The sequence below is a fragment of the Cobetia sp. 4B genome (genome assembly GCF_018831605.1).
GTDB lineage: Bacteria > Pseudomonadota > Gammaproteobacteria > Pseudomonadales > Halomonadaceae > Cobetia > Cobetia amphilecti.
Genome location: NZ_CP059843.1, coordinates 3,942,768 through 3,955,173 on the forward strand (window position 1 = coordinate 3,942,768; position 12,406 = coordinate 3,955,173).

Annotated in this window: 10 protein-coding genes; 5 read left to right on the forward strand and 5 right to left on the reverse strand. The window is 63.9% G+C overall.

Annotated features, from left to right (window positions below):
• Window positions 1-170 precede the first annotated feature (170 nt).
• The 3 genes from H2O77_RS16135 (at window position 171) to slmA (ending at window position 3,432) form a co-directional block, all read left to right on the forward strand.
• Window positions 171-1,553: a phosphomannomutase/phosphoglucomutase gene (locus tag H2O77_RS16135; RefSeq protein WP_054556539.1), complete on the forward strand. Its 1,383-nt coding sequence runs from the start codon at window positions 171-173 to the stop codon at window positions 1,551-1,553.
• 231 nt (window positions 1,554-1,784) lie between these two features.
• Entirely contained in the window at window positions 1,785-2,702 is a 918-nt protein-coding gene (gene argB, locus H2O77_RS16140; protein WP_215823540.1) for an acetylglutamate kinase, read from the forward strand.
• A 112-nt stretch (window positions 2,703-2,814) separates the two neighbouring features.
• Window positions 2,815-3,432 carry a nucleoid occlusion factor SlmA gene (slmA, locus tag H2O77_RS16145; RefSeq protein WP_043336281.1) on the forward strand — a complete coding sequence of 206 codons (618 nt, stop codon included), beginning with the start codon at window positions 2,815-2,817 and terminating at the stop codon, window positions 3,430-3,432.
• Between the two features lie 152 nt (window positions 3,433-3,584).
• Here the strand turns inward: slmA and H2O77_RS16150 are convergent, their stop codons facing one another.
• The 5 genes from H2O77_RS16150 to ftsY form a co-directional block, all read right to left on the reverse strand.
• Window positions 3,585-6,215 (reverse strand): GGDEF domain-containing phosphodiesterase, encoded by a 2,631-nt coding sequence (locus H2O77_RS16150; RefSeq protein ID WP_215823541.1) that lies wholly within the window; start codon window positions 6,213-6,215, stop codon window positions 3,585-3,587.
• 195 nt (window positions 6,216-6,410) lie between these two features.
• Window positions 6,411-7,286 (reverse strand): RNA polymerase sigma factor RpoH, encoded by an 876-nt coding sequence (gene rpoH, locus H2O77_RS16155; protein WP_043336284.1) that lies wholly within the window; start codon window positions 7,284-7,286, stop codon window positions 6,411-6,413.
• Window positions 7,287-7,544: 258 nt separating this feature from the next.
• Window positions 7,545-8,627, reverse strand: a complete 1,083-nt coding sequence (gene ftsX, locus H2O77_RS16160; RefSeq protein ID WP_215823542.1) for a permease-like cell division protein FtsX — start codon at window positions 8,625-8,627, stop codon at window positions 7,545-7,547.
• Window positions 8,624-9,292, reverse strand: a complete 669-nt coding sequence (gene ftsE, locus H2O77_RS16165) for a cell division ATP-binding protein FtsE (RefSeq protein ID WP_043336289.1) — start codon at window positions 9,290-9,292, stop codon at window positions 8,624-8,626. Before ftsE ends, ftsX begins: the two co-directional genes overlap by 4 nt.
• Window positions 9,289-11,049 carry a signal recognition particle-docking protein FtsY gene (gene ftsY, locus H2O77_RS16170; protein ID WP_240548642.1) on the reverse strand — a complete coding sequence of 587 codons (1,761 nt, stop codon included), beginning with the start codon at window positions 11,047-11,049 and terminating at the stop codon, window positions 9,289-9,291. The genes ftsE and ftsY overlap by 4 nt, the downstream gene beginning before the upstream one ends.
• A gap of 106 nt (window positions 11,050-11,155) precedes the next feature.
• Between ftsY and rsmD the strand changes: the two genes are divergently transcribed.
• Window positions 11,156-11,842: a 16S rRNA (guanine(966)-N(2))-methyltransferase RsmD gene (gene rsmD, locus H2O77_RS16175; RefSeq protein ID WP_215823543.1), complete on the forward strand. Its 687-nt coding sequence runs from the start codon at window positions 11,156-11,158 to the stop codon at window positions 11,840-11,842.
• 182 nt (window positions 11,843-12,024) lie between these two features.
• Entirely contained in the window at window positions 12,025-12,285 is a 261-nt protein-coding gene (locus tag H2O77_RS16180) for a cell division protein ZapB (protein ID WP_054556544.1), read from the forward strand.
• Window positions 12,286-12,406: the final 121 nt, after the last annotated feature.

Consider the following 12,406-nt stretch of genomic DNA (forward strand, 5'->3'; position numbering starts at 1 on the left):
TGACCCGTCATGCCAGAGGGCAGCCGAGCGGCAGGCTCGCGCCGGCTGCCGGGCTTCCGGTCACAAGGAAGCCATGCAGATTTCCACACTGATCGTCATGCAGCGATAGCGTTCGAGACGCATGACGCCTCAAGCGACTTCACGATTGATTCAACCGACAGGGATGCACCATGAGTCAGGTACCCGCTTCAATTTTCCGCGCCTACGATATCCGTGGCATCGTGGATGAGACCCTCACCGAAGACGGCGTGCGCGCCATCGGCCAATCCATCGGCAGCGAAGCCGCGGCACGCGGTGAATCCACCGTCGTGGTCGCGCGTGACGGCCGTCTCTCCGGCCCGCGCCTGTCCAAGGCGCTGATCGCGGGCCTGCGCGATGCCGGCCGTGATGTCGTCGACATCGGCATGGTGCCGACACCGGTGCTCTACTACGCCACCAATATCCTGGAAGGCACCCGCTCCGGCGTGATGCTGACCGGCAGCCACAACCCGGCCAACTACAACGGTCTGAAGATCGTGCTGGCCGGCGAGACCCTGTCCGGTGACACCATCACCGACCTCTATCGTCGCCTGCAGGAAGGCGATCTGGCGCAAGGCGAAGGCAGCCTGCGTGAAGAGGACGTGCGTGAGCGCTATCTGGAGCAGATCACCGGTGATGTGGTCGTCAAGCGTCCGCTCAAGGCCGTGGTCGATTGCGGCAACGGCGTGGCCGGCGAGCTGGGCCCGGAGCTGATCCGTCGCCTGGGCGTCGACACCGTGCCGCTGTTCGACGAGATCGACGGCAACTTCCCGAACCACCACCCGGATCCAGGCAAGCCGGAAAACCTGCAGGACCTGATCAAGACCATGCAGGAAACCGGCGCGGACATCGGTCTGGCCTTCGATGGTGACGGCGACCGCCTCGGCGTCGTGACGCCCAAGGGCGAGATCCTCTACCCGGACCGCCTGATGATGGCGCTGTCGGAAGACCTGATCGAACGCGTGCCGGGCGCGCGCATCATCTTCGACGTCAAGTGCACCGGCAATCTGGCGACCGTGATCGAGAAAGCCGGCGGCACGCCGGAAATGTGGCGCACCGGCCACTCGCTGATCAAGGCACGCATGAAGGAAACCGGCGCGGCACTGGCCGGCGAGATGAGCGGCCACATCTTCTTCAAGGAGCGCTGGTTCGGCTTCGATGACGGCATCTACGGCGCTGCGCGCCTGCTGGAAATCCTCGCCAAGCAGGATGTCGATGCCGACACCTTCTTCGCCCGCTTCCCGCAGGACCTCGGCACCCCCGAGATCAATGTGGAAGTGACCGACGAGAACAAGTTCGCTATCGTCGAGCGACTGGCCAGTGAAGGCGACTTCGGCAGCGACGGCGTCAAGACCACGCTGGACGGCATTCGTGTCGACTACGCCGATGGCTGGGGCCTGTGCCGTGCCTCCAACACCACGCCGATGCTGGTGCTGCGCTTCGAAGGCAAGTCGGAAGCCGCACTGGAGCGTATCAAGGACAGCTTCCGCGCCGCGCTGAAGCAGGCCGAGCCGAGCATCCAGGCACCGTTCTGATCCCGCACTCGCTCGCCATCGACAGGATGGCATGAGCCGCAACGGGGGCGGCGGTCTGCCGCTTGATCGCCGCCCTCGCCTTGCCAGGCACTGCAGCTGCTCATCCGGGCGCATCAGGTGCCTGAAGCAACCGATTTGCATGACAGCGCGCACCGCGCGCGCTGAAAGACCGTTTCGAGTGACAGTGTCCGGACTCCTTTTCCGGACCATTTTCTGTGGAGTGATACGCTGATGAGCCACGCCAACCGCGACCCGCATCAGGTGGTCGAGGTCCTGTCCGAAGCCCTGCCCTATATCCAGCAGTTCTCGGGCAAGACCGTGGTGGTCAAGTACGGCGGCAACGCCATGACCGAAGAAGCCTTGATCGACTCCTTCGCTCGCGACATGGTGTTGATGAAGGAAGTCGGCATCAATCCGGTGGTCGTGCATGGCGGCGGCCCGCAGATCGGCGCGCTGCTCGAGAAGCTGAACATCGAATCGCGCTTCGTCGATGGCATGCGCGTCACGGATTCCGAGACCATGGACGTGGTCGAGATGGTGCTGGGCGGCCTGGTCAACAAGGGCATCGTCAACCTGATCAACCAGAGTGGCGGCAAGGCCATCGGCCTGACCGGCAAGGACAGCGGCCAGATTCGCGCCCGCCAGCTCAAGGTCAGCGGCCAGACGCCGGGCATGAATGCCTCTGAAATCATCGACATTGGTCATGTCGGTGAAGTCGAGCATGTCTCCACGGACCTGATCGAACTGCTGACACGCAACGATTTCATTCCCGTCATCGCCCCCATCGGGGTCGATGCCGAGGGTCGCAGCTACAATATCAATGCTGACCTGGTCGCCGGCAAGGTCGCCGAGGCACTGGGCGCGGAGAAATTGATGCTGCTGACCAACGTGGCTGGCCTGATGAACGCACAAGGCGAAGTCATGACCGGCCTGACCACCGAGGCGGTGGATAGCCTGATCGAGGATGGCACCATCTACGGTGGCATGCTGCCCAAGATCAGCTGTGCACTGGACGCCGTGAAGCAAGGCGTGCGCAGTGCTCACATCATCGATGGCCGCGTGCCACATGCGACCCTGCTGGAAATCTTCACCAATGCCGGGGTCGGCACGTTGATCAGCAACGCGGAAGCGGACACTGACAAGGCGTAAGGTGACAAGCCGGGGCTCGGCCCCGGTGTTTCGCGCGAGGCAAGCGACATGCCTCAGGACACGGACCCGCCCGTAGCACACTGCTGCAGGCCGCGATAAACGACAAGATTCCATGACGCAGGCGAATCCAAAACAATCACGTCGCGAACAGATCCTCCAGGCACTCGCTCTGATGCTGGAAGAGGACAGCGGCAAACGCATCACGACTGCAGCACTGGCACGACAGGTCGGTGTCTCGGAGGCGGCGCTCTATCGTCACTTCCCCAGCAAGGCACGCATGTTCGAAGGACTGATCGAATTCATCGAGAGCACGCTGTTCGAGCGTATCGCGCTGATCATTCAGGACAACGACACTGCGCATGCCAGGGTGCATCACATCCTGAGCCTGCTGCTGGGCTTTGCCGAGAAGAACCCGGGGCTATGTCGCCTCCTCAATGGTGATGCTCTCACCGGCGAGACGGCACGCCTGCGCACGCGCATGGCGCAGCTGTTCGAGCGTCTCGAGACGCAGATCAAGCAGGTGCTGCGCGAAGCCGAGCCTCGCGAAGGACTGCGACCGGCCATCACCGTCACGGCAGCGGCCAACCTGCTGCTGGCGTGCGCGGAAGGTCGTATCGGCCAGTACGTGCGCAGCGACTATCGCAAGCGCCCGACCGAGCACTGGGAAGACCAGTGGCAGCTGCTGAGCCGCGACCTGCTGCTGAGCAGTCAGGAGCGCATTGCCGTCTGAGGGTCTTGCCTCGCGCGCGTGAGCCGCACCAAAAAGAACGCCCCGCCTGCAGTCATTGCAGGCGGGGCGTTTTTTGTGGGTCAGGCCTTCTCATGTCACCACCGGGTGGGGTGGGGTGGGGTGGGGTGGAGTCGGACTGCACGGACGGCGCCTCAGGCGTTGACGCTGAAGCGCTCCAGTATGGCCTCGGCAGACATAGGCCGCGCCAGCAGGTAGCCCTGATAGGTGTCGCAGCCCAGTCGCTTGAGCTCCTCGAACTGCACGTCCGTCTCGACTCCCTCGGCGACGATCTCATGGCCCAGCGAGTGCCCCAGGCTGATCACGGCACCGACCAGCTGGATGGCCTGCTGATTGGGACAGCGGATACCGCCGTCAGAGCCGGCGACCGCATCCATCTTCATCACGAAGCTGCGGTCGACCTTGAGCACATCCAGCGGCAGGGATGACAGATAGGACAGCGACGAATAGCCCTGCCCGAAGTCATCCAGCGCCACACGCACGCCCAGCTCGCGCAGCGCGCCGAGCACGGCAAGCCCCCCTTCCATGTCCTGGATCAGCAGCGTCTCGGTCACCTCGACTTCCAGCCGCGTCGGCGACAGCTTCTGGCTTTCCAGCACGCCGAAGACTTCGTTCTCGTAGCCCGAGGTCAGCTGGCGCGCCGACAGATTGACCGCCATGCGCGGCATGTGAAGGCCGACGTCCTGCCAGCGCACCATCTGGGCACAGGCTTCCTCGAGCACGAACCGTCCGAGGCGGAAGATCAAGCCGGTCTCTTCGGCCAGCGGAATGAACTGGGCCGGCGAGATCATGCCCAGCTCCGGATGCTGCCAGCGCAGCAATGCCTCGACACCCTGCAGCTCACCATGACTATCCAGCTGCGGCTGGTAATGCAGATAGAGCTGCTCGCTGCCGATGGCCTGACGCAGGTCCTGCTCCAGCGTCATGCGCGACGCGACATGCTTGTCCAGCGACGACTCCCAGCGCAGCGCATGATCGCCGCGCGACTTGGCGTGATAGAGCGCCACATCGGCATTCAGCATCAGCGCCTGGGCATCGCCATTGGTCTCGGACAGCACATAGCCTGCCGTCAGACTGATGATCAGCGGGCGACCCAGAATCGTGAAGGGACGCTCGACCTTCTGCTGGATCTCCTCCACTACCTGCGCCGGATCATCGTTGCCATGCGGCAGATAGAGGCCGAACTCATCGGCCCCCAGACGCGCTACCAGACCGCCCGGCGGCAGCAGACGACGCAGACGCTCGCCGACCGCGACCAGCAGCTGGTCACCGGCTTCATGGCCCAGGCCATCGTTGACGGTCGAGAAACGGTCGATATCGGCGTAGATCATCAAGCCACCCGCCGCGACGCGCTCGTCGGCCGCCGCCATGAAGGCCTTGCGGTTATAGAGCCCCGTCAGGGCGTCATGACGCGCCAGGAAATCGAGCTGACGCTCGGATTCCTTGTGCGCACTGATGTCGAGCAGCAGGCCTTCCCAGTAGCGCACGCCATCTTCGCCCTCGATCATCACGCTGCGGTCCAACACCCAGCGCTCATGGTCGGCGATGATGCGGAAGACCTGCTCATGGCGCATCTGCGCGCACATCGCCCAGTGGCGGGCGGCGCTGACGGACTGGCGGTCTTCCTGATGGATCAGCTCGGTCAGGGTGATGCCGGCGCCGACCAGTGATTCGGCCGAGCGGCCGAACAGCTCGGCCGAGCCGTTGCTGATGAAGGTCAGCACTCCAGTGTTGACCTCGATGCGATACACCACGCCCGGCAGGTTATCCATCAGCGTCACCAGGGTGCGAGAGCGCGCCGTCATCGACTCGAGTGCGCCCTCCAGCTCATCGTGGCGCTCAGCGCGCTTGCGCTCGGCACGCGCCACCACGACCACCAGCACGACCAGAAAGATGCCGCCGAGCAGCATGCCGAACCAGATACGATTCCACCACAGCCACCACAGGCTGGAGAGTGGCTGACTCACGACGCTGAACAGCTTGAGCGGTGCGATATAGCTGCCCGCCGCCATGCGCGGCCGGCCGTCGAAGCCCGGCACATGATAGCGACGCACACCACGCTCGGAGATGTACTTGCCCATGTTGGCCATCGAGGACAGCGGCAGCTTGCCGGTCACGCCCAGCGCATGCTCCTGAGGGCTCGAGAACAGCAGCAGACCGTTGGTGGAGAACAGGCGCAGGCGCTGCCCATCATCGGAATTCGGGTTGGCCAGCAGGCTGCGTGCCTCGGAGAAGTCCAGGCAGCCGATCAGCAGCCAGGACATGCCTTCGATATCCATGTGACGGTAGAACGGCAAGCCCGGCTGACCGGATGCCAGCGGCAGTGCGGAGCCGAACAGCAGGCTGCTGCGCCCGGGCAGCGCCTGGGCTTCCGGCTGGGTCAGCTGCCAGCTGCAACTGCGCCCCACGCCGATCTGACGCAGGCTGCTGCCGCGGTAATCGGCAAACGGCACCACCATCAGCGAGACCAGAGAGGGATGACGGCCCAGCGCGCTATCCAGCGAGCCACGCCACAGCTCCTTGCCTTCGCTGCTCAACACGCGCTCCAGCACCATCATCTCGCGCGAGACATTGGCGATCAGCTGCTCGGTGGAGATATGCAGCTGGGTATCCAGCAGCTCCAGGCGACGCATTTCCTGTTCACGCACATCAAACCATTGGCTGGCCAGAAACAGGCCACCCAATACCACCATCAAGGCTGCATTGAGCCCAAAGATTCGCCACAGCGAATGTGTGCCATTGACGTGCGAGGAGGTCGGGTCCACGGGGTCACCAGTAGAAATGTTTCATGTCTTAGTGTGACAGAATGAAACATTGTGTTGCAGTGTTCAACCAATAACGACGGATTCCTCGGGATCCACTCTCCCTCAACGAAAATGCCCCGCCGGGTTTCCCGGCGGGGCATTTTCACGTGACAGCGAGCCTGAAAATCGCGGGCTCATGTCATGGGGTCATCATGCTCAGGCAGCGAAGCCTTCGCTCATGTCACCCATCGATTCACGCAGCTTCTTCATCGCGTTCTTCTCGAGCTGACGGATACGCTCGGCAGAGACGCCATAGATGTCGGCAAGCTCGTGCAGAGTCGACTTGTTGTCACTCAGCCAGCGCTGCTGGAGGATGTCGCGTGAGCGCTCATCCAGTGCCGCCAGCGCCTTGAGCAGACGACCGTGGGAGTCGTCTTCCAAGTCCTGCTGTTCCACCTGGGCAGCCGGATCGAGGCTGTGATCTTCCAGATAGTTGGCCGGCGCCTGATAGGCAGAGCTCTCGTCATCGCTGGGGCCGGCGTCGAAGCCTGCATCGTGGGCGGAGAGACGGCTTTCCATCTCACGCACCACGGCAGGTTTGACGTCCAGATCGCCCGCGATGGCATCCACTTCATCGTTGTTCAACCAGGCAAGACGCTTCTTGGCGCCACGCAGGTTGAAGAACAGCTTGCGCTGAGCCTTGGTGGTCGCGACCTTCACGATGCGCCAGTTACGCAGCACGAACTCGTGAATCTCGGCCTTGATCCAATGCACGGCAAAGGAGACGAGGCGTACGCCCTGATGCGGGTCGAAACGCTTGACCGCCTTCATCAGGCCGACATTACCTTCCTGGATCAGGTCCGCCTGCTGCAAGCCATAGCCGCTGTAGCTGCGCGCGATATGCACGACGAAGCGCAGGTGTGACATGACGAGTCGACGGGCCGACTCCAGATGATTCTCTTCATGCAACCGCAGGGCCAGCTCATGCTCTTCTTCGGCAGTAAGCACAGCGATACGGTTCACCGACTGAATATAGCCGTTTAGATCTTGACCCGGTGACAGGTGGCCAAGTGGCTGAAGACTGGTGCTCATAGTGCAGATGTCTCCATGGTTGCCTAACACGCATGCAAGTAGTGAGACTGTGAAGGGTGGGACAGGTTCCCGTCAATAGCTGTACATGGCGTGTACAATTGTCATGACGAGTAGCACTTCGTAACGCTGTCGGGTGTGTGGTGCGTTTAACCACCCACCAGCCCCCTTCACTGACGCCCGACAGGAATGTTGTCGGAACGTAACTTTTGACCTTCCTGGGCAGAAACACTGGCTGAAAACCGCGAAAAATAATCGGAATCAGCGCGGAGAAATACTCGCCAGATGACGTCCGACCGCGATCCAGGCCCCTATCCAGCCCAATATTGTACTCGAAAACAGCAGCGTGGCACCCCCTGCAACGCCCAGCGCGGGCAACACATAGTTGCCGCCATAGCTTTGTACAAGGGCCGTCACGGGTGCCGCTAGCCAGTTGCCGCCAAGCGCCAGGATTCCGCAGGCCAGCAGCCCTCCTCCCAGACCGTACCAGGCGCCGCTGTAGAGGAAGGGACGCCGTACGAAGGCGTGGGTCGCCCCGATCAGCGTCACGACCTCGATCTCTTGGCGGCGACTCTCCACGGACAGGCGGATGGTATTGCCCACCACCAGCAACACGCCCAGCCCGAAGAGTAACGCGAGTCCCAGTGTCACTTTCTGACCCAGCTCACCCAATTGGCGCAGACGCTCGAGCCAGGCCAGATCCAGACGTGCGCTGGCGACACCCGGCTCGCCCTCGAGGCGCGTGGCCAGGGCGCGGACGGACTCCGGCGTGGTGTCCAGCGGCGTGATGACGATGCTGGCCGGCAGGGGGTTGTCATCCAGCAGACTCAGCGAGCGCTTGAGGTCCAGCGCCTGGGCGAATTCCTGCATGCCCTCGGCGGCGGTGATCAGGCGCACTCCCCCGACACCGGCGGCATCGCGCAGCGAGTCCGACAGCGTCAGCGCCTGGCTCTCGTCGACCGAGGTCTCGAGATAGAGGGTGAGCTGAGCGCTGTCATTGAGTTCATTGTCGAGCAGGCGTGCGCTGTCCAGTGCCAGCCACAGCGCCGCCGGCAACGTCAGTGCGATGGCGATGGCCAGCATGGTCAGCAGGCTGGCGATGGGCGCGACCAGCAGGCGGCGTGCGCTGTCGCGCGCCATGGCAGCGTGATGACGCAGCCAGCTGCGATAGCGGCTCTCGACCGAGACACGACTGGAGCGCGCGCCCTTGCGCGCCGCACGCTCGGCGGCCTCCGGTGATTCAGGTGCCTGCACGGCAGCCTTGCGGGTACGCGTCTCGGCGCGGGGCTGGCCACGCTCGCGTGAAGTAGAGGGAGACTCGTTGCGGGAACGCGGGGGACTCATCGGGCATCCTTGTCGGCGATCAGACGACCATCGGACAGCTCCAGCGTGCGATGGTGCAGGCGGGCGATCAGCGCCAGGTCGTGACTGGCAATCATCACCGTGGTACCGATGCGATTGAAGTCCTCGAACAGGCGCATGATATCGGCGGACAGTGCCGGGTCCAGATTGCCGGTCGGCTCATCGGCCAGCAGCAGCGCGGGCTTGTTGACCACGGCGCGCGCGATGCCGACCCGCTGCTGCTCACCACCGGACAGCTCGATCGGCAGCGCCTTCTCACGATGCAAAAGGCCGACCTTGTCGAGCGCCGCCCGCACCCGCCGTGCCTGTTCACGCGGCGGAACCCCCTGGATCATCAGCGGCAGGGCCACGTTGTGGAAGATGTTGCGGTCGGTCAGCAGCTGGTGGTCCTGGAAGACCACGCCGATCTGGCGGCGGTAATACGGCACCTGGGAGGTATGCAGCCGCCCGATATCGTGCCCCGCCACCAGAATGCGCCCACGCGAGGGGCGCTCGAGGAGCATGATCAGCTTGAGCAACGAGCTCTTGCCGGCACCGGAATGGCCTGTCAGAAAGACCATCTCGCCACGCTCGACCCTGAAGTCGAGCCCGGCCAGTGCATCGAAGCGCCCTCCATAGCGCTTGCCGACATGCTCGAAGGCAATCATGCCTCGCGTGACTCGGCGTTGGCCTCTTCGCTTGCCTCATCGCCAGCACGTGCAAACAGGGCACTGACGAAGTCATCAGCCGCGAAGGGACGCAGGTCATCGACACTTTCCCCGACACCGATATAGCGGATCGGCAGATTGAGCTGCTTGGCCAGCGCGAAGATGATGCCGCCCTTGGCGGTCCCATCCAGCTTGGTCAGCGTCAGGCCCGTGATGTTGACCGCTTCATGGAAGGTGGAGGCCTGTGACAGCGCGTTCTGGCCGGTACCGGCATCCAGCACCAGCATCACCTCGTGGGGCGCGGACACATCCAGCTTGGCCATCACGCGCTGCACCTTCTTGAGCTCTTCCATCAGGTGGCTCTTGTTGTGCAGGCGGCCCGCGGTATCGGCGATCAGGATATCGACGTTACGCGCCTTGGCAGCTTCCAGGGCGTCATAGATGACCGAGGCACTGTCGGCGCCGGTATGCTGAGCGATGACCGGCACCTTGTTGCGCTCGCCCCACACCTTGAGCTGCTCCACCGCCGCGGCGCGGAAGGTATCGCCCGCCGCCAGCATCACGCTGCGGCCCTGGCTCTGATAGCGCTTGGCCAGCTTGCCGATGGTGGTGGTCTTGCCGACGCCGTTGACGCCGATCATCAGGATCACGAAGGGACCGCTGCCCTTGGCCGGCAGCTCCAGGTCCTTGGCGACCGGTGCCAGCATCACGCGCAGCTCTTCCTGCAGCGCTTCGTAGAGCGCCTGCGGCTCCTTCAATTCCTTGCGCGAGATGCGCGCGGTCAGGTTGTCGATGATCTCGGTGGTCGCCTCGATGCCCACGTCTGCCATCAGCAGCTGGGTCTCGAGGTCTTCCATCAGCTCATCATCGATCTGCTTCTTGCCGAGGAACAGGCTGGCGACGCCCTCGGTAAGATTGGCGCGTGTCTTGCCAAGACCGGCCTTGATGCGCGCGAAGAAGCCACGACGCGGCTTTTCGCGTCCGTCGCGGGCCGTGTCACGCGCAGCGTCATCCTCGACCACGGCGTCTGCGCCAGCGGCGGCAGCCTCGGCGGCACGTGCTTCTTCTTCCTGGCGAGCCTGTTCCAGCGCGGCCTGCTCTTCGGCCTCGATGGCGGCCAGTTGCGCGGCGGCCTGACGCTCTTCTTCCTCGCGAGCCGCGATACGCGCCTCTTCGGCACGCGCTTCACTGGCGGCTTCTTCCGCACGGGCCTGAGCGGCCTGTTCGGCAGCGATGCGCTCGGCCTCTGCCTGGGCGGCCTGCTCGGCAGCCAGACGTTCCGCCTCTTCACGGGCGGCCTTTTCGGCGGCGACGCGTTCTGCAGCGGCCTGCTCCTGGGCGATGCGCTCGGCTTCGTCTCGGGCGGCCTGCTCCTGAGCGGCCTGCTCCTGCGCTGCGCGTTCCTGCGCGATGCGCTCGGCTTCGGCCTTGGCGGCCTGATCGGCAGCCGCCTGCTCAGAGGCGCGGCGCTCGGCTTCAGCTTCGGCCTTCTGCTCTTCGAGCTTCTGAGCCTCGGCCTGCTGCTCTTCGGCCTTCTGAGCCTCGACCAGAGCCGCCTCTTCACCGGCAAGGCGCTCTGCCTCTACCTTCTCGGCCTCGAGACGCTTCGCCTCGAGCCGCGCTGCCTGCTCGGCATCGGCTTGCTCGTGGGGCGTGGCGTCTTGTGTCTGTTCAAGAGCCTGTTGCTCGAGGGCCTGCTGCTCGGAGGCTTTCTGCTCCTGAGCCTTGTGTTTCTTGCGCTTGAAAAAACCGAACATGGCGAGACAGTCCTGAACTCGTGAAAGTGGCGTCATCCTACCATCCCTTCGGGGCTGAAGGTACGCACCGCGCGGCATCCGGCGTCGCACATGCTAGACTCGCGGCATGAAAAAACGCGCATCCTCCCAAGGCCCCGCACGGGGCAAATCCAACGCGCCCTCGCGCGCTGACAAACAGCACGGCAAGCAGAGCGGCAAGCGTGGCCAGGCCGCCGGTGGGCCAGGCCGCCTGCGCATCATCGGCGGGCGCTTCAAGCGCCGCCTGCTCAACGTGATCGACGCACCGGGTCTGCGCCCGACGCCCGACCGCGTGCGTGAGACGCTCTACAACTGGCTGGGCTTTCATGTCGGCGGCGCCCGCGTGCTTGACCTCTATGCCGGCAGCGGCGCGCTGGGCCTCGAGGCGCTGTCGCGTGAGGCGGCGCATGTCACCTTCGTGGAGCGCGACAGCCGCGTCGCGCGTGCGCTCGAGGCCAATCTCGCGACCCTCTCCAACGGCGACAGCCTGCCAACGCAGGTGGTGACCGGCGATGTCCTGCACTGGCTCGAGACGGCCACTCCCGCTGCAGGCGGCATGGATCTGGTGCTGCTCGATCCGCCCTTCCGGCTCGAGCTGGCCGCCGCGAGCTGCGCGCTGCTCGAAGCGCATGGCTGGCTGAGCGATGACGCCATGATCTATCTGGAAGTGGAATCCGGCCTCGACCCCGTGGTGCCCGCCAACTGGCAGCTGCACCGGGAAAGCCGTGCCGGCGACAGTCATGGCCGCCTGTATCGGCGCCATCCGCCCGCCTGAGCTACCTTCCCACTTGTGTCGACTCAGGCGGCGTCGTAGTCTGCCTGCAGGCGGGTATCGCTGCGCCATCCGGCAAGGATTCCCGACATGGCCGATATTCATCGCACCAGCATTTACCGCATACCTTTACCGCCCTCAACGAACCCCCTCGGGCCACGACCGTGACTCGACAAGGAGATAGCATGAGCACCGAACTCTTTACCCAACTTGAGCAGAAAGTCGGCCAGGCCATCGACAGCATCGAGATGCTGAAGATGGAAGTCGAAGAGCTGAAGGAAGAGAACCAGCGCCTGACCGAAGCCAAGACAGGTCAGGGCGAAGAGCTGGAGCAGCTGCGCCAGACCAACGCTCAACTGCAGGAAGAGCGTGACCAGTGGGCACAGCGTCTGGAAGCACTGGTCGCACGCTTCAGCGAGACCGAGAGCGAAACCCAGAGCGCCTGATGCTCCCGCGCGCCCTGCGCGCTGGGCCGCGTGAACATGCACTCTTGAACAATGGCTCTTGAACAGGAGCGCTTGAACAAGAGTTCATGAACAGGGCCTCATGAAAACGCCGCCGACAGGA